The sequence below is a fragment of the Streptomyces sp. NPDC093149 genome (genome assembly GCF_044754145.1).
Classification (GTDB): Bacteria; Actinomycetota; Actinomycetes; order Streptomycetales; family Streptomycetaceae; genus Streptomyces.
In genome coordinates, this window is record NZ_JBIVON010000009.1 from 254,264 (window position 1) to 280,759 (window position 26,496).

A 26,496-nucleotide genomic window follows, 5' to 3' on the forward strand; every position below is an offset into this window, starting at 1 on the left:
CTCCGTACCCGTCACCACCCCCGTACGCAGAGAGGCTCGCCGCCGACCATGGGCACCCCCGAACTGATCTCCCCGCGATCGCCGCGCGTCACCGCCGCCCGGCGGCTGGCCAAGCGCAATTTCCGCGGCAAGGAGCGCAGGTTCATCGCCGAGGGGCCGCAGGCCGTGCGCGAGGCCGCCGGGCACCGCGGCGACGACGGCCGGGCGACGCTGATCGAGCTGTTCGCCACCGTCGAGGCGGCCGAGCGGTACGCCGACATCGTCGAAGCCGCCCACGCGGCCGGTGCCCGGGTGCACCTGGCGGACACGGACGTGCTCGCCGATGTGTCGCAGACCGTCACCCCGCAGGGCCTGATCGGTGTCTGCCACTTCCTCGACTCGCCGTTCGAGGCCATCCTCGCCGCGAAGCCGAAACTGGTCGCCGTCCTCGCCCACGTGCGCGATCCCGGGAACGCCGGTACGGTGCTGCGCTGCGCCGACGCCGCGGGAGCCGACGCCGTCGTGCTCACGGACGCCTCGGTCGATCTCTACAACCCCAAGTCCGTCCGCGCCTCGGTCGGCTCGCTCTTCCACCTGCCGGTCGCCGTCGGCGTCCCGGTCGAGCACGCCGTCCGGGGGCTGCGGGAGGCGGGTGTCCGGATCCTCGCCGCCGACGGCGCGGGCGACGACGACCTCGACGACGAGCTCGACGCGGGGACCATGGGCGGGCCGACCGCCTGGGTCTTCGGCAACGAGGCCTGGGGCCTGCCGGAGGAGACCCGGGCGCTGGCCGACGCCGTGGTACGGGTGCCGATCCACGGCAAGGCGGAGAGCCTCAATCTGGCGACGGCGGCGGCCGTCTGTCTGTACGCCTCCGCACGCGCCCAGCGCCCGCGCGGTTAGGGCCTCTCGTTCGGATCGAGCCGGGGGCCGTCCGGCCCGCCCGTTCACGATCCCTCGGGCGAGAGGGCCGCATGATCATCGGCATCGGTGCGGCCCTGCTCCTGATGGTGATCGCGGCCTGCACGGCAGCCGGATCGTTCGCCTCCGGATCGCTCATGGGGCGGGAGCGGGCACCCCGGCCGGCCGGGGACCGCGTCGACGCCGTCGTCTGATGGATGCCGTGCCCCGTACCCCGCCCGACGGCGGACCGCGGCAGTGCGCCCCCGCAGGGTGTCGCTCCGTCACCGACGACTAGTAGGGTGACGAACTCGGGGGCCCACTGCACCGGTTCGAGAGGTGGGGTACGGGATATGGCTGTCGGCATGAGCAGGCCGCGCGACACACACACGGCCGTCGTGCGCCCCCGTGAGGAGCCCGGCCCGGTGGGCGGACCGGGCGACGGACCGGACCCGGGACCCTTCGACGTGGCCCTCGACCCCGACGATCTGCCCGACGGTCTGGTCGTCGCCGACGAGACCGGCCGGGTCATCTGTTTCAACGCCGCCGCGGCCCGGATCACCGCCGTGCCCCGGGCCGCCGCTCTGGGCCGCCCCCTGGAGCGCGCGCTGCCGCTGGAGGATCTCAAGGGCCGCCGCTGGTGGGCCCTGACCGACCCGTACGGCGGACTCGCCACCCGGGTCGGCCAGCCCGAGCGCAATCTGCTGCTGCCGGGCGGCCGGGAGGTCCTGGTCTCCGCACGGTACGTGCGCGAGCACCCGACCGGTCCCGTACGCCGTCTGGTGGTCTCGCTGCGCGGCACCGAGGCCCGCCGCCGCAACGAACGCAGCCACGCCGAACTGATCGCGACCGTCGCCCATGAGCTGCGCTCGCCGCTGACCTCCGTCAAAGGCTTCACCGCGACCCTCCTCGCCAAGTGGGAGCGGTTCACCGACGACCAGAAGCGCCTGATGCTGGAGACCGTCGACGCCGACGCGGGCCGTGTCACCCGGCTCATCGCGGAACTGCTCGACATCTCCCGGATCGACTCCGGGAGGCTGGAGCTGCGACGCCAGCCCGTGGACCTCTCCGCCGCCGTCGAACGCCACATCCGGACCCTCACCGCGAACGGCCAGACCCCGGACCGCTTCCTCGTCCGCACCTGCCAGCCGCTGCCCGTGGTCTGGGCCGATCCGGACAAGGTCGACCAGGTGCTCGGCAACCTGCTGGAAAACGCGGTGCGCCACGGCGAGGGAACCGTCACCATCGAAGTCGCACCCGCACCCGCGAAGAGCGACGAGAAGGGAACGGCCGTCACCGTGAGCGACGAAGGCCCCGGCATCCCCGAGGAATCGATGGGCCGTGTCTTCACCCGCTTCTGGCGGGGGAGCAAGCGCGGCGGTACGGGCCTGGGCCTCTACATCGTCAAAGGCATCGTCGAGGCGCACGGCGGCACGATCACGGTCGGCCGCGGTCCCGGCGGCGGCGCGGAATTCCGATTTATTCTGCCCGTGAGCGCGCCGGCCTATATGGGATAAGCGGGTTTGCGAAGAAATCGGGCAGGGCGACGGGAGGGCCTGAGCAGCCCACGGGCCTCCTGCACATCCTGTGACCCGTAGACTCGTCCTTTGGCACCTTTGCGTCCTCCAGCCGTCGAGCGGGGCCGCGGGGTCCGGGGTGTCCCCGGTTCAGAGCAGTATCAGCCAATCGGAAGCACGGGAAGAGATGTCGGCACCGAACAAGTCGTACGACCCAGTCGAGGTCGAGGCACTGAAACCGGAAGAGATCGAGCGCATGCGGGACGAGGCGTTCGCCGCCTTCGCCGCCGCCGGTGACCTCGACGCGCTCGCCCAGGCGAAGACCGCGCACACCGGTGGTACCTCGCCCCTCTCGCTCGCCAACCGGGAGATCGGCGCGCTGCCGCCCCAGGCCAAGGCCGAGGCGGGCAAGCGCGTGGGCCAGGCCCGCGGCGCCGTGAGCAAGGCCCTCGCCGCCCGTCAGGCGGAGCTGGAGGCCGAGCGGGACGCCCGCGTGCTGGTCGAGGAGGCGGTGGATGTCACGCTGCCCTACGACCGCACCCCGGCCGGAGCCCGCCACCCGCTGACGACCCTCATGGAGCGCGTCGCCGACGTCTTCGTGGCCATGGGCTACGAGGTCGCGGAGGGCCCCGAGGTCGAGGCGGAGTGGTTCAACTTCGACGCCCTGAACTTCGTGCCCGACCACCCGGCCCGGCAGATGCAGGACACCTTCTTCGTCCGCGGCGCCGACGGCGGCGACAACGACGAGTCCGGAGTCGTGCTGCGTACGCACACCTCGCCGGTCCAGGCCCGTACGCTGCTCGACCGCGAGCCCCCCGTCTACGTCGTCTGCCCCGGCCGCGTCTACCGCACCGACGAGCTCGACGCGACGCACACCCCGGTCTTCCACCAGATCGAGCTGCTCGCCGTCGACGAGGGCCTCACCATGGCCGACCTCAAGGGCACCCTCGACCACATGGTCCAGGCGCTCTTCGGCCCGGACATGAAGACCCGCCTCCGGCCGAACTTCTTCCCGTTCACCGAGCCGTCCGCCGAGATGGACATGGTCTGCTACGTCTGCCGCGGCGCGTCCGTCGGCAACCCGGACCGCCCCTGCCGCACCTGCGGCAGCGAGGGCTGGATCGAGCTCGGCGGCTGCGGCATGGTCAACCCCAAGGTGCTCATCGCCTGCGGTGTCGACCCCCAGAAGTACAGCGGATTCGCCTTCGGGTTCGGCATCGAACGGATGCTGATGTTCCGCCACAACGTAGAAGACATGCGAGACATGGTCGAGGGTGACGTCCGGTTCACCCGGCCGTTCGGGATGGAGATCTGATGCGCGTCCCGCTTTCCTGGCTGCGGGAGTACGTCGACCTGCCGGCGACGGAGACCGGCCGTGACGTACAGGCCAAGCTCGTCGCCGTGGGTCTGGAGGTCGAGAGGGTCGAGCAGATCGGCGCCGGCCTCAAGGGCCCGCTGGTCGTCGGACAGGTACTGACCATCGAGGAGCTGGAGGGCTTCAAGAAGCCCATCCGCTTCTGCACGGTCGACGTCGGCAACGCCAACGGCACCGGCGAGCCGCAGGAGATCGTCTGCGGAGCCCGTAACTTCTCCGTCGGCGACAAGGTCGTCGTGGTTCTCCCGGGCGCCGTCCTGCCCGGCGACTTCGCGATCGCCGCGCGCAAGACGTACGGCAAGACCTCGCACGGCATGATCTGCTCCACCGACGAGCTCGGCATGGGCGACGACGGCACGCACGGCATCATCGTGCTGCCGCCGGAGCACGAGGTCGGCACCGACGCGATCGAGCTGCTCCAGCTCGTCGACGAGGTCCTCGACATCGCCGTCACACCGGACCGCGGCTACTGCCTCTCCCTGCGCGGCGTCGCCCGCGAGACCGCCATCGCGTACGGGCTGCCGCTGCGCGACCCGGCGCTCCTCGACGTGCCCGCGCCGAACGCGTTCGGCTACCCGGTCAAGATCGCCGACCCGATCGGCTGCGACAGGTTCACCGCACGCACCGTCGTCGGCCTCCAGCCCGAGGCACGCTCCCCGATCTGGCTGCAGCGCAGGCTGCAGAAGGCCGGGATGCGTCCGATCTCGCTCGCCGTCGACGTCACCAACTACGTGATGCTGGAGCTCGGCCAGCCGCTGCACGCCTACGACCGCTCCCGCCTCGACGGGCCGATCGGGGTGCGCCGCGCCCAGCAGGGCGAGAAGCTCACCACCCTCGACGGCACGGTCCGCGTCCTGGACGCCGAGGACCTGGTCATCACCGACGACCGCGGGCCGATCGGCCTCGCGGGCGTCATGGGCGGTGCCAACACCGAGATCGCGGACGTCCAGGACGGTGCGCACAGCACCACCGAGGTCGTCATCGAGGCCGCGCACTTCGACCCGATCTCGATCGCCCGGACCGCGCGCCGCCACAAGCTGTCCTCCGAGGCGTCCAAGCGCTTCGAGCGCGGCGCCGACCCGCAGGCCGCGGCCGCCGCCGCGCAGCGCACCGTCGACCTCCTGGTACTGCTCGCCGGGGGTACCGCCGAGGCCGGGGTCACCGAGGTCAGCGCCCCGTCCGCGCCGCGCACCATCACGATGGCCGCCGACCACCCCGACCGGGTGGCCGGTGTCGCCTACGGCCGCGAGACCGTCGTACGGCGTCTCCAGGAGGTCGGCTGCGACGTCTACGGTCAGGACGAGCTGCTGGTCACCGTGCCGTCCTGGCGCCCCGACCTCGGCGAGCCCAACGACCTCGCCGAAGAGGTCATCCGGCTCGAAGGCTACGAGAACCTTCCGTCCACCCTCCCGACGCCGCCGTCCGGCCGCGGGCTCACCGACCGCCAGCGGCTGCACCGCAGGGTCGGCCGGGCGCTCGCCGGGGCCGGCTACGTCGAGGCGCTGAACTACCCGTTCATCGGTGACGCGGTCCTCGACCAGCTCGGGATCGACGCCGACGACGCCCGTCGCCGCACGGTCGAGCTCGTCAACCCGCTCTCCGACGAGGAGCCGGCGCTGCGCACCACGCTGCTGCCGGGCCTGCTCGGCGCGCTGCGGCGCAACGACGGCCGCGGCAGCCACGACCTCGCACTCTTCGAGACCGGCCTGGTCTTCAGGCCGAGGGGCACCGAGGAGAAGGCCGTACGCCTGCCGGTCGACCGGCGTCCCACCGACGAGGAGATCGCCGGACTCGACGCCACGCTGCCGCGCCAGCCGCGCCGCGCCGCGGTCGTGCTCGCGGGCGCCCGCGAGCAGGCCGGCTGGTGGGGCAAGGGCCGCCCGGCCGACTGGGCGGACTCCATCGAGGCCGCCCGCACCATCGCCCGCGAGGCCGGTGTCGAGGTGATCGTCCGGAACGACCAGCACGCACCGTGGCACCCGGGCCGCTGCGCCGCGCTGTACGTGACGGTGAACGGCGAGGAGACCCTCTTCGGGCACGCCGGCGAGCTGCACCCGCGCGTCATCAAGGAGCTCCACCTGCCGGAGCGCACCTGCGCCATGGAGGTCGAGCTCGACGTCCTGGAGCAGGCCGTCGACGGCGTGCTCCAGGCGCCCCGGATCTCCGCCTTCCCGGTGGCGACCCAGGACGTCGCGCTGATCGTCGCGGAGAGCGTCCCCGCCGCCGAGGTGGAGCGGGCGTTGCGCGCGGGCGCGGGTGAACTCCTCGAATCGCTGCGGCTGTTCGACGTCTTCACCGGCGAGCAGATCGGCGCGGGCCGCAAGTCCCTGGCGTACGCGCTGCGCTTCCGCGCCGCGGACCGCACGCTGACCGTCGACGAGGCCACGGCTGCCCGTGACGCCGCGGTGGCGCTGGCCGCCGAGCGGACGGGCGCGGTGCTGCGGGGCGCATAACACCGCACCTCACGCAGCGTGAATGAAGGGGCGTATCCGGAGACCGGATACGCCCCTTCCGTGCTCGCCGAGCGGCACAGAACCGCTCGCGGGCGCTCCCCGCGCCGTCCTCGCCGCCACGGAGTGCCGGGCAGGTCGACGGGGACGGACGGTGCGGGTGCGGGTCGTCGACTGTACGAGGGGGAGCAGACGACCCGGCCGCCTCTTGCGAGACGACTGATTCAACCGATCCACGCACCGGTGCAACAGCGTGCGCAGCGGGACGGTTGGGGCATTCCGTTCACACCCCGTGTGAATCGTGCTCCACTGGTGCGACACGCCTCGGCGTGCCGAACCACCGGAGGGGCGCATGGGGGCGACGGAGCCGAACATTCTGCTGGAGGCCCTGATCGAGGAGGCGGGGGTGTCCCGGGCGGGCCTCGCCGCGCACATCAACCTGGCCGGCCGCTCCCGCGGACTGTGCCTGCGGTACGAACACACCGCGGTGGCACGCTGGTTGAAAGGACAGCGCCCGCGCGGCCAGGTGCCGGACCTGATCTGCGAAGTCCTCGGGAACCGGCTGGACAGGCCGCTTTCGCTGGACGACATCGGTATGGCGACCCCGGGTGCCGGTGCGGCCGTGCCCGCGTCCACGCTCACCGGATTCGTGGAGCGGGCCACCGCGCTGTGGCGCTCCGACGAGCAGCAGCGTCCGCACGCACTCGCCTCGGCCGCCGTCACGGGCACCGCCGCGGTGATGCCCGTCTGGGAGTGGGAGAACCCGCCCGAGGACGTCGACGTCTCCCGCGGCGGCATCACCCGTGTCGGCACGGCCGACATAGTGATGTTGCGTGCGGCCCGTGCCCACTACGAACTGATGTACCGCAGGGCCGGTGGCATCGCGACCCGGTCCCGCATCGTCGGCTTCCTCAACGCCGAGACCGCGCCGCTGCTGCGCGGCGGCTACAGCGACGCGACGGGGCGCCAACTGCACCGGGCGACGGGCGGTCTGGTGGCCGTCGCGGGCATCTGCGCCTACGACTCCGACGCGCACGGGCTGGCCCAGCGCTACTTCCACCAGGCGCTGCGGCTGGCCAAGGCGAGCGGGGACCGGGCGCTGGGCGGATATGTGATCGCCCTGCTGGTCAACCAGTCGCTGTTCCTCGCCGACTACCGGCAGGCGGTGGCCTTCGCGCAGGCGGCGTTGCGGGCCGCGGGCGGGCACATCACTCCGGCGCTGGCCGCGGACCTGTACGCGATGCAGGCCAAGGCGTACGCCCGCATCGGTGACGCGGGCAGCGCCCTGGGGTGCATCCGGCGCGCCGAGTCGGAGGCCGAACGCATCCGGCCGGGCCATGAACCGGACGAGACCGGGTACGTCCAGCCGGGCCTGGTCGACGTGCAGGTGGCCGAGGCCCTGCTCAGCCTCGGCGATCTGCCGGGAGCCCGGGAGCACGCGGCGACGGCCGTGCGGACCCCGGCGCACGACCGGGGACGGGTGCACCGGCTGGCCATGCTGACCCATGTCGAGCTGCGTCAGGGCGAGGCGGACCGGGCCGCGGCCACGGCCGTGGAGATGGCGGAACGGGCCAGGGGCATGGAGTCGCGGCGGCTGCGCGACCGGCTGCGCGCGGTGCGCGAGGACCTGATCGCGAGCGGCTGCGCCGAGGCGGGGCGGGCCGCCGAACTGATCGACGGAGCGCTGCGCGTACCGCTGTGAGTACCGCCGCGCGTGCGGACCCGCGAGTACCGGTACGTTCCCCTCCGATGCCGATCCTGCTGCGATGTTGCCACCTACTTGTCGGAAGGTGGCAGAACTGTGCAATGGGCGAATCTGAACGAACAAACTGTGTATGAGAACCGCTGGTTCCGGGTCAACCTGGCCGATGTGGTCATTCCCGACGGCCGTCATCTCGACCACTACCTCATCCGGCTCCGCCCCGTCGCCGCGGCCACGGCCGTCAACGCGGCCGACGAGGTGCTGCTGCTCTGGCGCCACCGGTTCATCACCGACAGCTGGGGCTGGGAGCTGGCCGCGGGGGTGGTCGAGGACGGCGAGGACATCGCGGTCGCCGCCGCCCGGGAGATGGAGGAGGAGACCGGCTGGCGCCCCGGCCCGTTGCGCCCGCTGCTGACCGTGGAGCCGTCGAACGGCCTCACCGACGCCCGGCACCACCTCTACTGGTCCGAGGAGGCCGACTGGACCGGTCATCCCAGCGACGACTTCGAGTCCTCGCGCCGGGAGTGGATACCACTCGAGCTGGTGCCCGACCTGATCGCCCGCGGCGAGGTCCCGGCCGCGGGCATGGCGGCCGGGCTGATGATGCTCCATCACCTGCGGCTGGGGTGAGGCGCCCTGAAACCGCGGACGGGGCCGGCCGGGGGATCGCCCCGGCCGGCCCCGTGCGGGCACGAGAGAGGAATCAGGAGTACGGGTAGAAGCCCGAGCCCGTCTTGCGGCCGAGCCGGCCCGCGTCCACCATGCGCTGGAGCAGCGGGGGAGCGGCGTACAGGGGCTCCTTGAACTCCGCGTACATGGAGTCGGCGACGGAGGCCACCGTGTCGAGACCGATGAGGTCGGAGAGCTTGAGCGGTCCCATCGGATGGGCGCAGCCGAGCTCCATGCCGTTGTCGATGTCCTCACGGCTGGCGATCCCCGACTCGAACATCCGGATCGCGGACAGCAGATACGGAATCAGCAGCGCGTTGACGACGAAGCCGGAGCGGTCCTGGGCGCGGATCGGGTGCTTGCCGAGGACGTCCTGCACCAGGGCCTCGGCGCGCTTCACCGTCTCGTCGGACGTCGTCAGCGCGGGGATCAGCTCGACGAGCTTCTGCACCGGGGCCGGGTTGAAGAAGTGGATGCCGATGACCTGGTCCGGACGAGAGGTCGCCACGGCCAGCTTCACCAGCGGGATGGAGGAGGTGTTCGAGGCGAGGATCGCGTCCTGCCGGGTCACCACTTGGTCGAGCACCTGGAAGATCTCGGTCTTGACCTGCTCGTTCTCCACGACGGCCTCGATGACGAGATCGCGGTCGGCGAACTCTCCCAGGTCGGTGGTGAAGCTCAGCCGCGCCAGTGTCTCGTCGCGCTCCTCCGCAGTGATCTTGCCTCGTTCGGCGGCCTTCGAGAGGGAGTTGTGCAGCCGGGTGCGGCCGATCTCCAACGCCTCGCCGGTGGTCTCGGCCACCATGACCTCAAGACCGCTGCGGGCGCACACCTCCGCGATACCCGCGCCCATCTGGCCACAGCCCACCACTCCGACGCGTGCAATGTCGGCCATAGAGTCCGTCACCTCGTGCCTTTCGCTGTTCTGTGTGTCGCAGGTTCCCGTCTGATTCCGGTGCCCGCCCCGACCCCACGACGTTACTCCGCGGCCTACGGGTCATCGCGGGCCGGGGCGGGCATGCTCTGCGTTACGCCTGATTACAGGGGCGTCGGATGTTGACGACGAGGACAGAGAGACGGCAGGTGCATGGATATGCGGCAAATGGCCCGAAGAGGCTTTGTGGCGGGTGCGGCCGGGGTGGTCGCGGGTGTGGTCGGCGCGGTCGCAACGGCGGGTGCGGCCGCCGCGGCACCGTCCCGGCCGGGCGGTTCCGGGCAAACGGGCGCGCCGTCGCGCAGGGGCGGTCACCACGTCGACCGGCGTGAGGTGCGCGGCATGTGGGTCGCCACCGTCGCCAACCTCGACTGGCCCTCGAAGCCCGGTCTGACGGCGGCCGCGCAACAGGCCGAGCTGATCGCCTATCTCGACGAGGCCGTCGACCGCCGGATGAACGCCGTGATCCTCCAGGTCCGGCCGACCGCCGACGCGCTGTGGCCCTCCCCCTACGAGCCGTGGGCCCAGTACCTCACCGGGGTGCAGGGCAAGGACCCCGGCTGGGATCCGCTGGGCACCGCCGTCCGCGAGGCCCACCGCCGCGGCCTGGAACTGCACGCCTGGTTCAACCCGTACCGGGTCGCCAACCACACCGACCCGTCACGGCTGGTCGCCTCGCACCCCGCCCGGCTGCACCCCGACTGGGTTCTGCCGTACGGCGGGAAGCTCTACTACAACCCCGGGATCCCCGAGGTCCGTCGCTTCGTCCAGGACGCGATGCTCGACGCGGTCCGCCGGTACGACATCGACGCCGTGCACTGGGACGACTACTTCTACCCGTACCCGGTGGCCGGGCAGGTCTTCGACGACGACGCCACGTACGCGAAGTACGGCGCCCGCTTCCCGGACAAGGCCGCCTGGCGGCGCGACAACACCGACAAGCTGGTGCGCGAGACCGCCGAGCGGATCAAGAAGATCAAGAAGAACGTCCGGTTCGGGATCAGCCCGTTCGGGGTGTGGCGCAACGCCGCGACCGACCCGCTCGGCTCCGACACGAAGGCGGGGGTGCAGACCTACGACGACCTGCACGCCGACACCCGCGGCTGGATCAAGAAGGGCTGGATCGACTACATCTGCCCGCAGATCTACTGGAACATCGGCTTCGCGGCAGCCGACTACGCCAAGCTGCTGCCCTGGTGGAGCGAGGTCGTACGGGGCACGGGCGTCGATCTGTTCGTGGGTGAGGCCCTCTACAAGGCCGGTGACCCCGCACAGCCCGCCGCGTGGCAGGACCCGGCCGAACTCTCCCGCCACCTCGACCTGGCCGCCCAGTACGACCAGGTGCGCGGTCATGTCTACTTCTCCGGCAAGGACGTGGTGACCGACCGGAACGGAGCCATGGCCCGGGTGGTCGCCGACCACTACCGCAGCAGGGTGCGTCCACCCCGCTGACAGAAGAAGCGGAGGGGACGCACCTGGTGCTGTGGGCGGGCCGCCGGGCAGCCGTCGGCCCGCTCAGGTCCCGGGGGCGAGGAGCAGCGCGTCCGCCGAAGGCCGCTACGTGGTCTCCGGCGCCTGCTTCCGGACGGCGGCGTGCTGCACGACGCTGTCGGGACCGGGTGAAATGAGGTGTTCGTGCCCGTCCTCGGAGCGGACGCGGTACGGGGGAGTGCCCCCGGCACCGAGCACTTCGACGATTTCTGCGACATGGTCGTGCTGCCCCACGGTCCTGCCGTGCGTCAGCAGCCGGTCGCCCGCGTGTGCCTCCATCGGGAGTGACCTCCTCACGGGTGGCGGTCCTTGTCGACAAGTCTATGACCGAACGGTGACTTCGCCCGGTGGAGGAGCGAGGTTCTCATCCGGCCGGGCGGGTGCGTCCCGCCCGCTGGGTGGCCGCGATGCAGACCAGCACCGCGACCGCCGCCACCGGAGCGGCGGCCGAGACCTTCTCGCCGAGCAGGAAGAACGCCCACACCAGTGTCAGCAACGGCTGCGCGAGCTGGAGCTGGCTGGCCCGCGGCACCCCGATCTCCGCCATCCCGCGGTACCAGACGTACAGGCCGAGGAAGGTGGACCCGGCCGCCACCCAGACCAGTCCGATCACTCCGTGCGCGGTCAGCCGCACCGGTTCCGACGGCAATGCCACGGCCGCCCCCGCCACCGCGAGCGGCAGGGAGAGGATCAGAGCCCAGCCGACCACCTGCCAGCCCGGCATGATCCCGGCCAGCCTGCCGCCCTCGGTGTACCCCGCCGCGCACACCAGCAGTGCGCCGAACAGATACAGATCGCCGCCGGACAGCTCGCCGCCGCTCTGCTGCACGGTGAACGCGATCACCACGCAGGCCCCGGCGAGCGCCGCGATCCAGAAGGCGCGGGACGGCCGCGCGCCGGTCCGCAGCGAGGAGAACACCGCGGTGGTCAGCGGGAGCAGCCCCACCACCACGGCCGCGTGCGAGGTCGTCGAGGTCTGCAGCGCCAGTGTGGTCAGCAGTGGAAAGCCCACCACCACACCCGCCGCGACGACGACGAGTCCGGCCCGATGGCGGCGGTCCGGCACCGGTACCTGCCCCGCGAGCAGCGCACCGCCCGCGATCACGGCGGCGAGCAGGGTGCGCAGCGACACCAGTGACCAGGGGCCGAAACTCTCCAGGCCCCAGGCGGTGGACGGGAAGGTCAGTGAGAAGGCGACGACGCCGAGCCCGGCGAGAGCCACACCCCCACGGTTCGCCGTACCGGCCGTCATGGGGGCCGCCGATGAAGCAACCGCTATCGCGCTTTTACGAGTAGCGCTATTCTTGACTCTCATGCAAGAGCGTAGCAGCGTCGCTGAACTCGTGGAATCTCTCCGTGATGAGTTGAAGTGCTACTCACCTGGTGGAAAGCTGCCGTCCAGTCGCGCCCTGGTGGAGCGCTTCCGGGTCAGCCCCGTCACCGTCTCCCGGGCCGTCGCCCAGCTCGCCGCCGAGGGCCTCGTCGTCACCCGGCCCGGCTCCGGCGCCTTCCGGGCACGACCCCGTACCGATGTGCCCCCGCCGGGCGACACCTCCTGGCAGGAGGTCTCCCTCAGCGGCGACGGCGGTCCCGAAGCGGTGCCGCGTACCGTGAACGCCTCAGGCGTCCTGGTCACGCTCGCCGCGCCGCCGCCCGGCGTCATCGAGCTCAACGGTGGCTACCTCCACTCCTCGCTCCAGCCGGAGCGGGCGCTCGCCGCCGCCCTCGCCAGGGCCGGTCGCCGTCCCGGCGCCTGGGCCCGCCCGCCCACCGACGGCCTGACCGAACTACGGGCCTGGTTCGCCCGGGAGATCGGGCCCGCCGTCACCGCCGCCGACGTACTGATCACCGCGGGCGGCCAGAGCGCCCTGGCCGTCGCGCTGCGCGCGCTCGCCCCGCCCGGCGCGCCGGTCCTGGTCGAGTCGCCCACCTACCCGGGCATGCTGGCCGCCGCCCGCGCCACCGGCCTGCGGCCCGTGCCGGTGCCCGTGGACGCCGACGGCGTACGGCCGGAGCTGCTCGCCGCCGCGTTCCGGGCCACCGGCGCCCGGGTCTTCGTCTGTCAGCCGCTCTTCCAGAACCCGACCGGCGCGGTCCTCGCCCCCGAGCGGCGCGGCGAGGTCGTCCGGATCGCGCGTGCGGCGGGAGCCTTCGTCGTCGAGGACGACTTCGCCCGCCGCCTGGTCCACGACGACGCCGGCCCGCTGCCCGCCCCTCTGGCCGCTGACGACCCCGACGGTGTGGTCGTCCACGTCTGCTCCCTCACCAAGGTCACCTCGCCCAGCCTGCGCGTGGGTGCGCTCGCCGCGCGCGGCCCGGTGCTGGAACGGCTGAGGGCCATCCAGATCGTCGACAGCTTCTTCGTCCCCCGGCCGCTCCAGGAGGCCGCGCTCGAACTGGTCGGTTCCCCGGCGTGGAGTCACCATCTGCGCGCCGTGTCGGCCGAGTTGAGGAACCGGCGGACCGCCATGACCACGGCCCTGCGGCTGGAGCTCCCCGCACTCACGCTTCCCCTCGTCGCCACGGGCGGCGGCAGCCTGTGGCTGCGCCTGCCCGAGGCGGAAGCAGGCACGGACGAGTCCGCGGTGGTCTCGGCCGCGCTGCGCGCGGGCGTGGCCGTCGCACCCGGCCGCCCGTACTTCTGTGCCGAACCCCCGTCCCCGCACATCCGGTTGAGCTATGCCGCGGTCGCCGGGGAGGCCGAGATCGCCGAGGGGGTGCACCGTCTGCGCACCGCCTGCGCCGAGGTGCTGACCGGCTTCTGCGCGTGAACCCCGGCCTGACGCGACGGCATGCCCCCACGGGCACCCGCCGAGGGTGCCCATGGCGTTCACAGGAGGGGCGGCTTCAAGCCACGGAAGAACCCGAACCGGTGGGCGCGCTTCGGGCTCGGCCGAGCCCGAAGCGCTTGCGAGGGGGCCCTTGACCCGCGTGGCGTTCGGCTCCACGATCGCCGCCATGAATGTTCGAGTCTCGCTCGTCGCTGCGGCGCGCAGCTCCGCCCTGCTCGCCGAGCGCTTCGACGACGACCGGCCGCTCGACCACGCCGGCTGGCACGAGGTGCAGCTCGTCGCGCACACCCTCGTGCCCCTGGGCGCCGCCGAACTGCGCTACTGCTCACCGAACCCGCGCAGCCGCGCCACCGGCGAGGCCCTCGGCTACGCGCCGCTCGTCCAGCCCGCCCTGCGCGACTGCGACATGGGCCGCTGGCGCGGCTGCACCCTCGCCGAGGTCGCGGCCTGCGAACCCGCTGCCGTCGACGCCTGGCTCGCCGACCCCCGCTCCGCCCCGCACGGCGGCGAACCGCTGCTCGCCTTCATCTCGCGGATAGGGGGCTGGCTGGACACCCGCCCGGCGTGCGACGGGGCCATCGTCGCCGTCGCCGAACCGGCGGTCGTCCGGGCCGCCCTCGTCTACGCGCTCAAGGCCCCGCCTTCGACGTACTGGAACGTCGACGTCCGACCGCTGTCCGCCGTCACGCTCACCGGTATGCCGGGCCGCTGGAGCCTCAGGCTCGAAGCGGGAGCCCGCTGACCGCCCCGCCCGTGCGGGCCCGGTGCCCGAGGCGGGAGTCGCCGACGGCCCCGGTTCCGTGCGCGCAAGGAGCCTTCCCGCCGGTCCGATCGGTCGGTACGCCGCGCATCCATCGAGTCCGCCGGGACGTCCGGGGCGAGGAGGCCGCGCTTCCGGAGATCCACGGCCGCTGCGGCGACGGGTTCTGGGCGGTTCGCGGCGCGTTCGAAGCGAATTTCCGGGAGCGGGAGGAACCGGTCGCGGCCGTGGCCGTACTCGGACGGAGAACCCGTGGCCGATCTCCGGGGCGGCTGGGCCGACGGTGCGCGCACCCGCCCCCGGGAGTGGGGAGACCCTGGTCAACGCCTCGTCCACCACCGACGGGCCGGCCGTCCCGTGTGCCCGCATCCCCGTCGACCGGGCCTGCTCGATCTTGATGCCCCGGTCGCCGCGTACTGGCTGGAATTCGCCGCGGCGGACAAGGATGTCGTGCTCGTGCACGCGGTCCGGCCATCACGCCCTCGCGTACGCCGACAGCCCGCGGTTCCCGCGGGAGGCGGAGATCCCCGCGGCCGATGGCCACGGCACCGCCCTTGGCGCGCTGTACGGGATCCACGCCGGACGGGGGAGGTCGGGTGACCGGCGGATCTTCTCCGAGCAGGTCGTCGAGCGCCCCCGGCCGACGGGGTCGGCCGGGGGCTGCGGATGTCCGGGGGCCGGCCCAGGGGCGACGGTGCCGGGGCCCTTCCCCGTCGCGCGCGTCCCGGACGGTCCGGTGCCGGTCAGGCCTCCTTGTCCGAGGCGCCGGCGACGAGTGTGACGGCCTCGGCGATGCCCGTCTCGGCGGTCGCCTTGTCGAGGCCGAGACCCGTCAGCACGCCCGCGCCGTCCTCCTGCTCCAACAGGGCCAGGAGGATGTGCTCGGTGCCGATGTAGTTGTGCCCCATCCGCAGGGCCTCCCGGAACGTCAGCTCCAGCGCCTTACGGGCCCCGGCGTCGTAGGGGATGATCTCCGGCACCGCTTCGGCCGCGGACGGCAGCGCTTGAGCCGCGGCCCGGCGGACGTTCTCCAGCGTGACGCCCTGGGCCCTGATGAACGCGGGGCCGAGTGCCTCGGGCTCGCTGAGCAGGCCCAGCACGAGGTGCTCGGTGCGCACCTCGTCGTTGCCCGCCGCACGGGCCTCGTTCTGCGCCGCCATCACGACGTTCCTGGCCCGCTCGGTGAAGCGGCTGAACCCCTGGCTGGGGTCGAGGTCCGACGGCTCGCCCGGGTCCTTGGCGACGAACCGCTTCTGGGCTGCCTGCCTGGTCACCCCCATGCTCTTCCCGATGTCCGTCCAGGAAGCGCCGGAGCGCCGGGCCTGGTCCACGAAGTGCCCGATCAGGTGGTCGGCGACATCGCCGAGGTGGTCCGCGGCGATGACCGCGTCGGAGAGCTGGTCTAGGGCGTCGGTGTGGACCTTCTTGATGGCCTCGATCAGCTCGTCGAGGCGCACGGGATTGGTCATGCGTACGGGATTCACCATGTGTCAACCATAGGTTGACACCCCCACGCTGTCAACCGATGGTTGACAGTGTGAGCGACGTGCGGCGGCAGTGCAGGGCTCACAGCAGTGCCGTACAGAACAGGGTTCACAGCAGTGCCGTACAGAAGACGCATCCCTCCTGATGGTCCGGCGCGCACAGGACGCGGTGCCGCACGCACGAGGCCATGGCGGCCTCCTCCGGGCCGGGGAAGGAGGAGCGCTCGCTCCGCCGCTCGACGTCGGCCGGATCGAACGTCTCGACCATGTCCCGGTACTGCCGCAGGCAGTCCTCGGCGAACGGCGGCTCGTAGTCCAGCTCGTCCCACCGGTGCCTGCGCAGCGCGAGATCGAGCACCCGCAGGACGAAGTCCTTCGCTGCGGCCCGCTCGTGCGGCGAGCGGCCCCAGTCGACGTCCTCCAGATCGAACCCGACGGTGCCACGCCCCATGATGTTCTGGTCCTGCCAGGTCAGCAGCGTGGCGAAGCGGCGCTCCCAGGAGCTCTCGGCAAGATCGGACACGGCCAGCACGAGTACGTCGACGAACACGTCCGTGCCCCCGTTGGACATGGACAGACTGCGGCCCCCGCCATGAAACACGTTCCCCATCCCGGCACCGTATCGAGCGAAGGTGCCTGGCGCGGGCACCTTTTTGCCCGCCGGGTGCGACGGAGCGCGCCGCCCGACGGGGTCCGTCGGGCGGCGCGCTCGTGTCAGTGATCCCGCGTACGGGTCAGAGGGTGCCGCTGTCGGCGATGGTGATCTTCGCCGAGGGCCGGCCGCTCTGCGAGCCGAGGGCCTCGATCCTGGTGACGAGGTCCATGCTCTCCTGGTCGTCGACCTCGCCGAACACCACGTGCTTGCCGTCCAGCCACGACGTCACGATGGTCGTGATGAAGAACTGGGAGCCGTTGGAGTCGGGGCCGCTGTTGGCCATGGACAGCAGGCCCGGCTTGGTGTGCGCGAGCTTGAAGTTCTCGTCCGGGAACTTCGCCCCGTAGATGCTCTGGCCGCCGGTGCCGTCGCCCCGGGTGAAGTCGCCGCCCTGCAGCATGAAGGCGGGGATGATGCGGTGGAAGGACGACCCCTTGTAGCCGAAGCCCTTCTCGCCGGTCGCCAGCGCGCGGAAGTTCGCCGCGGTCTTGGGAACGACGTCGTCGAACAGCTTGAACGTGATCCGCCCGGCGGGCTCGTCATTGATGGTGATATCGAAGTAAACCTTGCTCGTCATGCGACCATCCTGACATCGACGCGCTCGGAGCCGACGGGCGGGCACGGTATCGGCGGGTGACCCGGCCGATGCGGAGGTGACCGATGCCCCTTCCGGCCGGTGCGCTCAGCACACCCGCCGGCCCGGCCGCTTCGGCGTACCCGGTGACGCTGCCGTTCGGGGTGCGGCTGTGGCCGGCCTTCCCTGAGCCGTACCTGCCCGTTCACGCGTCGGGCGGCATGCCCGACGGCGTCCTTCGCGACGACCCGCCCGCACGGCGCCCCCACCACGCGCTCCGGGTCGACCCGGAAGCGTTCCGGCACACCCTGGTCCGGCTGCCGCCCGTACGCAGCCCGTGGCTGCGCGAGATCCTCGGGAACCTCACGCAGCACATGCGCGCCCGCCTCTTTTAGGCGGTTGCCGGAAGGCGCCCGCGCCCTGCCGAAGACGTCCGACAGCTGGGACGAGAGCCTGCGGGTCTTTGCATAAAAGTTCGGTGATGCGTATAGTCATGCCATCGACGAGGAGGATTTCGATGGTGGTACGTGCAGCGGTGGCAGGGGCGAGCGGATACGCCGGTGGGGAGCTGCTCCGTCTCCTGCTGGTCCACCCCGAGGTCGAGATCGGGGCCCTCACCGCCAACTCCAACGCGGGACAGAAGCTCGGTGCGCTGCAGCCGCACCTGCGACCGCTCGCCGGCCGGGTGCTCGAGCCGACCACGCCCGAGGTCCTCGCCGGGCACGACGTCGTCTTCCTCGCCCTGCCGCACGGGCAGTCCGCCGCCGTCGCCGAGCAGCTCGGCGACCAGGTGCTCGTCGTCGACATGGGGGCCGACTTCCGGCTCAAGGACGCCGCGGACTGGGAGAAGTTCTACGGTTCGCCGCACGCCGGGACCTGGCCCTACGGCCTGCCCGAGCTGCCGGGCGGGCGCGCGGCGCTGGCCGGGGCCAGGCGCATCGCGGTGCCCGGCTGCTATCCGACCGCCGTCTCGCTCGCGCTCTTCCCGGCCTACGCGGCCCAGCTGGCCGAGCCCGAGGCCGTGATCGTCGCCGCTTCGGGCACCTCGGGCGCGGGCAAGGCGGCCAAGCCGCATCTGCTCGGTTCCGAGGTGATGGGCAACATGACCCCGTACGGCGTCGGCGGAGCCCACCGGCACACCCCCGAGATGATCCAGAACCTCAGCGCCGCCGCCGGTGAACCGGTCACGGTCTCCTTCACTCCGACCCTGGCGCCGATGCCCCGCGGCATCCTCGCCACGTGCAGCGCGAAGGCGAAGCCGGGCGTGAGCGCCGAGTCCGTCCGCGACGCGTACGAGAAGGCGTTCGCCGACGAGCCGTTCGTCGACCTGCTCCCCGAGGGGCAGTGGCCCGCCACCGCCGCCGTCGTCGGTTCCAACGCCGTGCAGATCCAGGTCGCGTACGACGAGGCGGCGGGCCGGATCGTCGTCGTCAGCGCCATCGACAACCTCGCCAAGGGCACCGCCGGCGGCGCCCTGCAGAGCATGAACATCGCCCTCGGACTTCCCGAGGACACAGGTCTTTCCACGATCGGAGTCGCACCGTGAGTGTCACGGCAGCACAGGGGTTCTCGGCGGCGGGCATCGCCGCGGGAATCAAGGAGAGCGGTAACCCGGACCTCGCCCTCGTGGTCAACAACGGTCCGCGTCGCGCGGCTGCGGGCGTCTTCACCTCCAACCGCGTCAAGGCCGCCCCCGTCCTCTGGTCGGAGCAGGTCCTCAAGGGCGGCGAGGTCAGCGCCGTCGTCCTCAACTCCGGTGGCGCCAACGCCTGTACGGGCCCCCAGGGCTTCCAGGACACCCACGCCACCGCCGAGAAGGCCGCCGAGGTCCTCACCGGTCACAGCGCGGGCGAGATCGCGGTCGCCTCGACCGGGCTGATCGGAACCCTGCTCCCGATGGACAAGCTGCTGCCCGGCATCGAGACCGCCGCCGCCGCGCTGAGCGAGTACGGCGGCGAGAAGGCCGCCATCGCGATCAAGACCACCGACACCGTCCACAAGACCGCGGTCGCGGGCGGCGAGGGCTGGACCGTCGGCGGTATGGCCAAGGGCGCGGGCATGCTCGCCCCGGGCCTCGCCACCATGCTCGTCGTCCTCACCACCGACGCCGACGTGGACGCCCCCGCGCTGGATGCCGCGCTGCGCGCCGCCACCCGCACCACCTTCGACCGGGTCGACTCCGACGGCTGCATGTCGACCAACGACACCGTGCTGCTGCTGGCCTCCGGAGCGAGCGGGATCACCCCGGAGCAGGACACGTTCGCCGAGGCCGTACGGACCGTCTGCGCCGACCTCGCGCGGCAGCTCATCGGTGACGCCGAGGGCGCCTCCAAGGACATCCGGATCGAGGTGATCAACGCCGCCACCGAGGACGACGCCGTCGAGGTGGGCCGGTCCATCGCCCGCAACAACCTGCTCAAGTGCGCCATCCACGGCGAGGACCCCAACTGGGGCCGGGTCCTGTCCGCGATCGGTACGACGAAGGCCGCCTTCGAACCGGACCAGCTGAACGTCGCCATCAACGGCGTGTGGGTCTGCAAGAACGGCGGCGTCGGCGAGGACCGCGACCTGGTCGACATGCGCTACCGGGAAGTCAAGATCACCGCCGACCTCGCCGCGGGCACCGAGTCGGCCGTCATCTGGGCCAACGACCTCACCGCGGACTACGTCCACGAGAACAGCGCGTACAGCTCATGACCGCGGCGCGGAAGCACACCGCACTCCCGAAGGCGCAGATCCTCATCGAGGCGCTGCCCTGGCTGACCCGGCACAACGGCAAGACCGTGGTCATCAAGTTCGGCGGCAACGCCATGATCGACGAGGAGCTGAAGGCAGCCTTCGCCCAGGACGTCGTCTTCCTGCGACAGGCCGGACTCAAGCCGGTCGTCGTGCACGGAGGCGGCCCGCAGATCAGTGCCCAGCTCGACAAGCAGGGTCTGGTGAGCGAGTTCAAGGCCGGTCTGCGCGTCACCACGCCCGAGGCGATGGACGTCGTACGGATGGTGCTGGCCGGACAGGTCCAGCGCGAGCTCGTCGGCCTGCTCAACCAGCACGGCCCGCTCGCCGTCGGCCTGACCGGCGAGGACGCCCACACGATCACCGCCACCCGGCACCGGCCGACCATCGACGGCGAACTCGTGGACATCGGCCGGGTGGGCGAGATCACCGCCATCGACACCGGAGCGATCCAGGCCCTGCTGGACGACGGCCGGATCCCGGTCGTCTCCTCCATCGCACGCTCCGCCGACGACAACCACGTCTACAACGTCAACGCCGACACCGCGGCCGCGGCGCTCGCCGCCGCGCTCGGCGCCGAGACGCTGATGGTCCTCACCGACGTGGAGGGCCTCTACGAGGACTGGCCCAACAGCGACGACGTGATCAGCCGCCTCACCGCCGACGAGCTGGAGAAGCTCCTTCCGGAGCTGTCCAGCGGCATGGTGCCGAAGATGCAGGGCTGCCTGCACGCCGTGCGCAACGGCGTCGAGACCGCGCGGGTCATCGACGGCCGGGTCCAGCACTCGATCCTGCTGGAGATCTTCACCGACGAAGGAATCGGCACGATGGTCGTGCCCGACGCACAGGGGGAGTCATGAGCAACCAGGAGCTCTCGCAGCGCTGGAGCCACGCGCTGATGGACAACTACGGCACCCCTCAGCTGTCCCTCGTCCGCGGCGAGGGGGCCCGTGTGTGGGACGCCGACGGCACCGAGTACCTCGACTTCGTCGGCGGTATCGCGGTGAACGCGCTGGGCCATGCGCACCCCGCCGTCGTCGAGGCCGTCTCCACCCAGATCGCCTCCCTCGGCCATGTCTCCAACCTCTACATCGCGCCGCCGCCCGTCGCCCTCGCCGAACGGCTGCTCCAGCTCTTCGGCCGCGAGGGCCGGGTCTACTTCGCCAACTCGGGCGCCGAGGCCAACGAGGCCGCCTTCAAGATCGGCCGGCTGACCGGACGGACCCACATGGTCGCCACCGACGGCGGCTTCCACGGCCGGACCATGGGCGCGCTCGCCCTGACCGGCCAGCCCAAGAAGCGCGAGCCGTTCCTTCCGCTGCCCGGCGACGTCACGCATGTCCCGTACGGCGACGCGGAAGCGCTGCGGGCGGCCGTGACCACCGACACCGCGCTGGTGATCATCGAGCCCATCCAGGGCGAGAACGGCGTGGTCGTGCCACCCGCGGGGTACCTGGAGGCCGCCCGGGAGATCACCCGGGCCACCGGCACCCTGCTCGTCCTCGACGAGGTGCAGACCGGCATCGGCCGCTGCGGCCACTGGTTCGAGCACCAGGCCCACCAGGGCGTGGAGCCCGACATCGTCACCCTCGCCAAGGGGCTCGGCGGCGGGCTGCCGCTCGGCGCGACCGTCGCGTTCGGCCCGGCGGCCGAGCTGCTGAAGCCGGGCCAGCACGGCACGACCTTCGGCGGCAACCCGATCGCCTGCGCCGCAGGACTCGCCGTCCTGGACACCCTGGCGGCCGATGGCGCCCTGGACCGGGTGAAGCGGATCGGTGAGAAGATCCGGGACGGAGTGGAGGGGCTGGGGCACCCTCTGGTCTCCCACGTCAGAGGCTCCGGGCTGCTGCTGGGTATCGTGCTCACCGAGCCCCTCGCGCCTCAGGTGCAACAGGCGGCTCAGGGAGCCGGAATCCTGGTGAACACGCCCGCCCCCGATGTCCTGCGGCTCATGCCGCCGCTGATCATCGGTGACACCGAGGCGGACGCGTTCCTCCAGGCACTGCCCGGCGCCCTCGACGCGGCAAAAGGGGACGGACGATCCGGAGAATGAGGCGACGACGATGACCGAGGCGCAGGAAACCGAGCACGGCGGGCCGTCCGTGCCGCAGACCCGCACCGCACGCCACCGCCGGATCGTGGACATCCTGAACCGGCAGCCGGTGCGCTCGCAGAGCCAGCTGGCCAAGCTCCTGGCCGACGACGGGCTGAGCGTCACACAGGCGACGCTCTCCCGCGACCTGGACGAGCTGGGCGCGGTGAAGATCCGCAACACCGGCGGCGAGCTGATCTACGCGGTGCCGAGCGAGGGCGGTTTCCGTACCCCGCAGGCACCGCTGGGCGGATCCGCGAAGGAGGAGCGCATGCGGCGCCTCTCCGCCGAACTGCTCATCTCGGCGGAGGCCTCGGCCAACCTCGTGGTGCTGCGTACGCCTCCGGGCGCGGCCCAGTTCCTCGCCTCGGCCATCGACCAGGCCGAACTGCACGACATCCTCGGCACCATCGCGGGCGACGACACACTGATGCTGATCAGCCGTGACCCGGCGGGCGGACAGGCGCTCGCCGACCATCTGCTGCGACTGGCGCAGAACGAGCGCTGAGCCGGCCGGGCCGTTCGGCGCCGTCAGTAGCGGGTGATCGCGGTCGGGCCCGACCGGGTCCCGATCGCGATGTGCGGACGGCGGACAGGGTCCACCCAGTCGAGGATCCGGTCCATCGCGGCCGCCGGTACGGAAATGCAACCGGCGGTCGCACCACGCCCGTTGACGTGGAGGAAGATCCCGGCGCCGCGCCCGCGCACCGGGCGTTCGTAGTTGAAGCCGATGACGAGCGCGCGGGCGTACTGCGTCGGATAGGCGATCAGATGCTCCGCCTCGGCCGCCCGGCAATCGGCGGGACGCGGCTCCACCCAGCGGTTGTAGGACCGTGCCGCGTTGTCCTCGCACCACCAGGACCGGTTGGTGACCCGGCGGTACGGGTGGACGGTGCCGGGCGGTGCGGCCCCGACCCCGAAGGCGTACGGCAGGTCGTACAGGCCGGTGGGCGTGGTGTCGGTGCCCTGCTTGCGCGATGCCCCCTCGGCGAGGCCCTTCGCGCCGAACCGAGCTGGTGCCGAGCCGCCCTTGACCCAGGTTCCCCGGCGCAGATTCCACCAGGTGACGGTGCCCGTGGTGGAGCCCGCGGCCGCGGCCTGTGCCGTGATCAGCTGGGTGCCGCCGCCGGTGTCGGCGAGCCGTGACGGAAGTGTCGGTGCCGCTGCGGGCCGGGCCGCGACCGAGCCCGCGAGCGCGAGAAGTACCGAACCCACCACCAGGAGTCTGCGCATGCACCGGACGCTAGACCTTCCGGCAAGCTTTGCCCCGTCGCGCCGTCCAGCATGCACGCTCGCGGCGTTGGCCAAAAGTCCTGGTAGCTCCGCTACAAGGACTTCCGGCCGCCTTGCGATCGCACGCACTGGACGACACTCCTTACGGGGCAAACATTGCCGGTCACGGCACTAGACCTTCCGGCGCAACGTCACCCGCGGACCTGCGCCGTACGGCTCAATCCCCTTTCCCGCGCGGCATGACCGGCAGCGGGAGCGGCAGACCGGGCAGCCCGTCGATACTCGTTGCGACGTGCTCCTTCTTCTCGAAGTAGGCACTGAGCGACGCGTCGTCCTCGCGGGCGAAGCGCTGGGCGTGCAGTGGCCGGTCCTCGTCGTAGGACATGAAGGGCACGGCGAATCCGCAGGTGTCCCGGATCAGCTCGGCCCGGACCACGATGACGGCGCGCAGCCCGTGCCGGCCGGGGTCCACCCCGGGGAAGTGGGTGAGCAGCGGGCCGAAGCGGGGATCGTCACGGAAGACGGGCTCGCCGCGGCCGTGCACCCGCACGATGTTGGGCGGCCCCTGGAAGGCGCACCACATCAGCGTGATGCGGCCGTTCTCGCGGAGGTGGGCGACGGTCTCGGCATTGCTGCCCGCGAAGTCCAGATAGGCCACGGTCAGGTCGTCGATCACGGCGAAGGAGCCGCTGATTCCCTTGGGGGAGAGGTTGACCGTGCCCTCTGCGTCCAGGGGTGCGGTAGCCGTGAAGAAGATGTGCTGTTCTTCGATGAAGGTCCTGATCCGCCCGTCGATACGCTCGTACGTTTTTCCCATGGCGGTCATTATCGCCGCCAACTCCGTTGGCCACCGGTCCGTTTCGGCTGATGGAACGCCGACGGGGCCTGTCGCCCGCGGTGGCCGCCGAGAAGCCGTACCGCTCGCGGCGGCCCCCACCGCTTCGGCCGGTGCACGCCGGGTGCCGACCACCCACCCTTTGACAAAACATGCGGAGCACTGCATATTTATGCCTATCAGTGATCGCGCCGTGAGGAGGAACCCGTGGCTGAGCGTGCCGTACTCGCCTGCTCGGGCGGCTTGGACACCTCCGTCGCCATCGGCCGGATCGACCTGGCCGAGGACCGGCTCGTCGGCATCAAGTCGTGCGAGGTGTACGAGGCCCCGGGCGCGGTCGCGCCGATCACCGCCCACCAGGAGCTGGAGAACGTCACCGTCGAGCGCGAGCCGGCCCGCCGCAAGAGGCAGGTCGAGCAGCGCTGGGGCGAACCGGTCCACGACGGCCTGTGGTTCTCGCCGCTCAAGCGTGCCCTGGACGGTTTCGTCGACGACGCCGGTCAGCACGTCACCGGTGACATCCGCATGACCCTGCACGCGGGGCGCGCCGTCGCCACCGGCCGCGGGTCCGGGCAGTCGCTCCACGACTTCGACCTCGCCACCCACGACTCGGGCGACACGTCCGACCAGTCCAAGGCGCAGGGCTTCATCGAGATCTTCGGCCTCTCGTCGAGGATCGCCGCGAGGCGTGACCTGCCCTGACCTCCATCCGTTACGTCACCGCCTCTCCGGCCCTCCGGGCGGGGAGGCGGTCGCACATCCACCCCCTTGTTCTTCCGAGGAGCACGCAGTGAGCAACGGCAACGGCAACAGCGACGTACGCCTCTGGGGCGCCCGCTTCGCCGACGGTCCGGCCGAGGCGCTGGCCAGGCTTTCCGCCTCCGTCCACTTCGACTGGCGGCTCGCGCCGTACGACATCGCCGGCTCCCGCGCCCACGCGCGCGTCCTGCACAAGGCGGGCCTGCTCACCGAGGACGAGCTGAACCGGATGACCGCCGGTCTCGACCAGCTCGAAGCCGATGTCGCCGACGGCTCGTTCACCGGCACCGTCGCCGACGAGGACGTGCACACCGCGCTGGAGCGCGGCCTGCTGGAGCGTCTCGGTCCGGACCTCGGCGGCAAGCTGCGGGCCGGCCGGTCCCGCAACGACCAGATCGCCACCCTCTTCCGGATGTACCTGCGCGACCACGCCCGCCTCATCGGCGGCCTGATCGCCGAGCTCCAGGGCGCCCTGGTCGGCCTCGCCGAGACGCATCCGGACGTCGCGATGCCCGGCCGTACACATCTGCAGCACGCCCAGCCGGTGCTCTTCGCCCACCACGTCCTGGCCCATGCGCAGTCCCTCTCCCGGGACGCCGAGCGGCTGCGCCAGTGGGACGAGCGGACCGCCGTCTCCCCGTACGGCTCCGGTGCGCTGGCCGGATCGTCCCTCGGGCTGGACCCGCAGGCGGTCGCTGCCGATCTCGGCTTCGAGCGCGGCTCCGTCGGCAACTCGATCGACGGCACCGCCTCCCGTGACTTCGTCGCCGAGTTCGCCTTCATCACCGCGATGATCGGGGTGAACCTCTCCCGGATCGCGGAGGAGGTCATCATCTGGAACACGAAGGAGTTCTCCTTCGTCACCCTGCACGACGCCTTCTCGACCGGTTCCTCGATCATGCCGCAGAAGAAGAACCCGGACATCGCCGAACTGGCCCGCGGCAAGTCCGGCCGGCTGATCGGCAATCTGACAGGCCTGATGGCCACGCTCAAGGCTCTCCCGCTCGCGTACAACCGCGACCTCCAGGAGGACAAGGAGCCGGTCTTCGACTCCTGCGACCAGCTCGAAGTCCTGCTGCCCGCCTTCACCGGAATGATGGCCACGCTCACCGTCAACCGTGAGCGCATGGAGGAGCTGGCCCCGGCCGGCTTCTCGCTCGCCACCGACGTCGCCGAGTGGCTGGTCAAGCAGGGCGTCCCGTTCCGTGTCGCGCACGAGGTCGCGGGCGCGTGCGTCAAGGAGTGCGAGCAGCAGGGCATCGAGCTCGACGAGCTGACCGACGAGCAGTTCGCGAAGATCTCCGAGCACCTCACTCCCGAGGTCCGCTCGGTGCTCAACGTGGCCGGTGCGCTCGCGTCCCGCAGCGGCCGCGGCGGGACGGCCCCGTCGGCCGTCGCCGTCCAGCTCGCCGAGGTGAAGGCCGACCTCGCCGTCCAGCAGGCGTGGGCGACCGCGAAGAACTGACGGCGGCGAGGACGGGATCCGGGCGGGGAGCGGCGGTGGGCTCCCCGCCTTCCGGTTTCCCCGAGCCGGGTTACGTTGGCGGGGCAGCGCCCCC

The 26,496-nt window shown here is 71.6% G+C and carries 25 protein-coding genes and 1 pseudogene; 18 read left to right on the forward strand and 8 right to left on the reverse strand.

Annotation, left to right across the window (positions count from 1 at the left end; genetic code table 11):
* The first annotated feature begins 48 nt into the window (after nucleotides 1-48).
* The 7 genes from ACIQCZ_RS26560 to ACIQCZ_RS26590 all read left to right on the forward strand — a co-directional run bounded on the left by ACIQCZ_RS26560 (nucleotide 49) and on the right by ACIQCZ_RS26590 (nucleotide 8,553).
* Nucleotides 49-882 (forward strand): TrmH family RNA methyltransferase, encoded by an 834-nt coding sequence (locus ACIQCZ_RS26560; protein WP_402285386.1) that lies wholly within the window; start codon nucleotides 49-51, stop codon nucleotides 880-882.
* A gap of 71 nt (nucleotides 883-953) precedes the next feature.
* Complete coding sequence (locus ACIQCZ_RS26565) at nucleotides 954-1,094, forward strand: hypothetical protein (RefSeq protein ID WP_402285387.1); 141 nt, start codon at nucleotides 954-956, stop codon at nucleotides 1,092-1,094.
* Nucleotides 1,095-1,232: 138 nt separating this feature from the next.
* Complete coding sequence (locus ACIQCZ_RS26570; RefSeq protein WP_402285389.1) at nucleotides 1,233-2,396, forward strand: ATP-binding protein; 1,164 nt, start codon at nucleotides 1,233-1,235, stop codon at nucleotides 2,394-2,396.
* 187 nt (nucleotides 2,397-2,583) lie between these two features.
* On the forward strand, nucleotides 2,584-3,711 hold the full coding sequence (pheS, locus tag ACIQCZ_RS26575; RefSeq protein WP_376210649.1) for a phenylalanine--tRNA ligase subunit alpha: 1,128 nt from the start codon (nucleotides 2,584-2,586) through the stop codon (nucleotides 3,709-3,711).
* The gene (gene pheT, locus ACIQCZ_RS26580; protein WP_402285391.1) at nucleotides 3,711-6,224 is read left to right on the forward strand and encodes a phenylalanine--tRNA ligase subunit beta; all 2,514 of its coding nucleotides are present in this window, start codon (nucleotides 3,711-3,713) and stop codon (nucleotides 6,222-6,224) included. Before pheS ends, pheT begins: the two co-directional genes overlap by 1 nt.
* 349 nt (nucleotides 6,225-6,573) lie before the next feature.
* On the forward strand, nucleotides 6,574-7,923 hold the full coding sequence (locus tag ACIQCZ_RS26585; RefSeq protein ID WP_402285393.1) for a transcriptional regulator: 1,350 nt from the start codon (nucleotides 6,574-6,576) through the stop codon (nucleotides 7,921-7,923).
* A gap of 99 nt (nucleotides 7,924-8,022) precedes the next feature.
* Nucleotides 8,023-8,553 (forward strand): NUDIX hydrolase, encoded by a 531-nt coding sequence (locus tag ACIQCZ_RS26590; protein ID WP_402285395.1) that lies wholly within the window; start codon nucleotides 8,023-8,025, stop codon nucleotides 8,551-8,553.
* A gap of 73 nt (nucleotides 8,554-8,626) precedes the next feature.
* Here ACIQCZ_RS26590 and ACIQCZ_RS26595 read toward each other — a convergent pair whose 3' ends face one another.
* Nucleotides 8,627-9,487: a 3-hydroxybutyryl-CoA dehydrogenase gene (locus ACIQCZ_RS26595; RefSeq protein ID WP_326764625.1), complete on the reverse strand. Its 861-nt coding sequence runs from the start codon at nucleotides 9,485-9,487 to the stop codon at nucleotides 8,627-8,629.
* Nucleotides 9,488-9,685: 198 nt separating this feature from the next.
* On the opposite strand from ACIQCZ_RS26595, the gene ACIQCZ_RS26600 reads away from it, so the two are divergent.
* A complete protein-coding gene (locus ACIQCZ_RS26600; protein WP_402285660.1) occupies nucleotides 9,686-10,978 on the forward strand; it encodes a glycoside hydrolase family 10 protein in 1,293 nt (430 codons plus the stop codon).
* 105 nt (nucleotides 10,979-11,083) lie between these two features.
* Here ACIQCZ_RS26600 and ACIQCZ_RS26605 read toward each other — a convergent pair whose 3' ends face one another.
* Both ACIQCZ_RS26605 and ACIQCZ_RS26610 read right to left on the reverse strand, forming a co-directional pair.
* Nucleotides 11,084-11,296, reverse strand: a complete 213-nt coding sequence (locus ACIQCZ_RS26605) for a DUF1918 domain-containing protein (RefSeq protein WP_351079328.1) — start codon at nucleotides 11,294-11,296, stop codon at nucleotides 11,084-11,086.
* A gap of 85 nt (nucleotides 11,297-11,381) precedes the next feature.
* Nucleotides 11,382-12,332, reverse strand: a complete 951-nt coding sequence (locus ACIQCZ_RS26610; RefSeq protein WP_402285397.1) for a DMT family transporter — start codon at nucleotides 12,330-12,332, stop codon at nucleotides 11,382-11,384.
* On the opposite strand from ACIQCZ_RS26610, the gene ACIQCZ_RS26615 reads away from it, so the two are divergent.
* A complete protein-coding gene (locus ACIQCZ_RS26615; RefSeq protein WP_402285399.1) occupies nucleotides 12,331-13,788 on the forward strand; it encodes a PLP-dependent aminotransferase family protein in 1,458 nt (485 codons plus the stop codon). The genes ACIQCZ_RS26610 and ACIQCZ_RS26615 overlap by 2 nt on opposite strands.
* Nucleotides 13,789-13,975: 187 nt before the next feature.
* Nucleotides 13,976-14,551: a histidine phosphatase family protein gene (locus tag ACIQCZ_RS26620; RefSeq protein ID WP_402285402.1), complete on the forward strand. Its 576-nt coding sequence runs from the start codon at nucleotides 13,976-13,978 to the stop codon at nucleotides 14,549-14,551.
* Nucleotides 14,552-15,312: 761 nt separating this feature from the next.
* On the opposite strand, the gene ACIQCZ_RS26625 is transcribed toward ACIQCZ_RS26620, so the two are convergent.
* From ACIQCZ_RS26625 to ACIQCZ_RS26635, 3 genes are all read right to left on the reverse strand, one after another.
* Nucleotides 15,313-16,056: a Clp protease N-terminal domain-containing protein gene (locus ACIQCZ_RS26625; RefSeq protein WP_402285405.1), complete on the reverse strand. Its 744-nt coding sequence runs from the start codon at nucleotides 16,054-16,056 to the stop codon at nucleotides 15,313-15,315.
* A 106-nt stretch (nucleotides 16,057-16,162) separates the two neighbouring features.
* The gene (locus ACIQCZ_RS26630) at nucleotides 16,163-16,663 is read right to left on the reverse strand and encodes a hypothetical protein (protein WP_402285407.1); all 501 of its coding nucleotides are present in this window, start codon (nucleotides 16,661-16,663) and stop codon (nucleotides 16,163-16,165) included.
* 124 nt (nucleotides 16,664-16,787) lie between these two features.
* The gene (locus ACIQCZ_RS26635; protein ID WP_402285409.1) at nucleotides 16,788-17,285 is read right to left on the reverse strand and encodes a peptidylprolyl isomerase; all 498 of its coding nucleotides are present in this window, start codon (nucleotides 17,283-17,285) and stop codon (nucleotides 16,788-16,790) included.
* An 83-nt stretch (nucleotides 17,286-17,368) separates the two neighbouring features.
* On the opposite strand from ACIQCZ_RS26635, the gene ACIQCZ_RS26640 reads away from it, so the two are divergent.
* The 6 genes from ACIQCZ_RS26640 to ACIQCZ_RS26665 all read left to right on the forward strand — a co-directional run bounded on the left by ACIQCZ_RS26640 (nucleotide 17,369) and on the right by ACIQCZ_RS26665 (nucleotide 22,618).
* A complete protein-coding gene (locus ACIQCZ_RS26640; RefSeq protein WP_402285411.1) occupies nucleotides 17,369-17,677 on the forward strand; it encodes a hypothetical protein in 309 nt (102 codons plus the stop codon).
* A 122-nt stretch (nucleotides 17,678-17,799) separates the two neighbouring features.
* Nucleotides 17,800-18,828: an N-acetyl-gamma-glutamyl-phosphate reductase gene (gene argC / locus ACIQCZ_RS26645; protein ID WP_402285413.1), complete on the forward strand. Its 1,029-nt coding sequence runs from the start codon at nucleotides 17,800-17,802 to the stop codon at nucleotides 18,826-18,828.
* Nucleotides 18,825-19,979 carry a bifunctional glutamate N-acetyltransferase/amino-acid acetyltransferase ArgJ gene (gene argJ, locus ACIQCZ_RS26650; protein WP_402285416.1) on the forward strand — a complete coding sequence of 385 codons (1,155 nt, stop codon included), beginning with the start codon at nucleotides 18,825-18,827 and terminating at the stop codon, nucleotides 19,977-19,979. The genes argC and argJ overlap by 4 nt, the downstream gene beginning before the upstream one ends.
* Nucleotides 19,976-20,878: an acetylglutamate kinase gene (gene argB, locus ACIQCZ_RS26655; protein WP_376222092.1), complete on the forward strand. Its 903-nt coding sequence runs from the start codon at nucleotides 19,976-19,978 to the stop codon at nucleotides 20,876-20,878. The genes argJ and argB overlap by 4 nt, the downstream gene beginning before the upstream one ends.
* Complete coding sequence (locus tag ACIQCZ_RS26660) at nucleotides 20,875-22,071, forward strand: acetylornithine transaminase (RefSeq protein WP_402285419.1); 1,197 nt, start codon at nucleotides 20,875-20,877, stop codon at nucleotides 22,069-22,071. Before argB ends, ACIQCZ_RS26660 begins: the two co-directional genes overlap by 4 nt.
* Before the next feature lie 10 nt (nucleotides 22,072-22,081).
* Nucleotides 22,082-22,618, forward strand: coding sequence for an arginine repressor (locus tag ACIQCZ_RS26665; protein ID WP_093541137.1), 537 nt, complete (start codon nucleotides 22,082-22,084; stop codon nucleotides 22,616-22,618).
* A 23-nt stretch (nucleotides 22,619-22,641) separates the two neighbouring features.
* On the opposite strand, the gene ACIQCZ_RS26670 is transcribed toward ACIQCZ_RS26665, so the two are convergent.
* Both ACIQCZ_RS26670 and ACIQCZ_RS26675 read right to left on the reverse strand, forming a co-directional pair.
* Nucleotides 22,642-23,343, reverse strand: coding sequence for a L,D-transpeptidase (locus ACIQCZ_RS26670; RefSeq protein ID WP_402285421.1), 702 nt, complete (start codon nucleotides 23,341-23,343; stop codon nucleotides 22,642-22,644).
* 217 nt (nucleotides 23,344-23,560) lie between these two features.
* Nucleotides 23,561-24,160, reverse strand: a complete 600-nt coding sequence (locus tag ACIQCZ_RS26675) for a pyridoxamine 5'-phosphate oxidase family protein (RefSeq protein ID WP_402285423.1) — start codon at nucleotides 24,158-24,160, stop codon at nucleotides 23,561-23,563.
* A 279-nt stretch (nucleotides 24,161-24,439) separates the two neighbouring features.
* Between ACIQCZ_RS26675 and ACIQCZ_RS26680 the strand changes: the two are divergent.
* Both ACIQCZ_RS26680 and argH read left to right on the forward strand, forming a co-directional pair.
* Nucleotides 24,440-24,880: pseudogene (locus tag ACIQCZ_RS26680) on the forward strand (argininosuccinate synthase); the annotation flags it as partial.
* An 88-nt stretch (nucleotides 24,881-24,968) separates the two neighbouring features.
* On the forward strand, nucleotides 24,969-26,402 hold the full coding sequence (gene argH / locus ACIQCZ_RS26685; RefSeq protein WP_402285425.1) for an argininosuccinate lyase: 1,434 nt from the start codon (nucleotides 24,969-24,971) through the stop codon (nucleotides 26,400-26,402).
* Nucleotides 26,403-26,496: the final 94 nt, after the last annotated feature.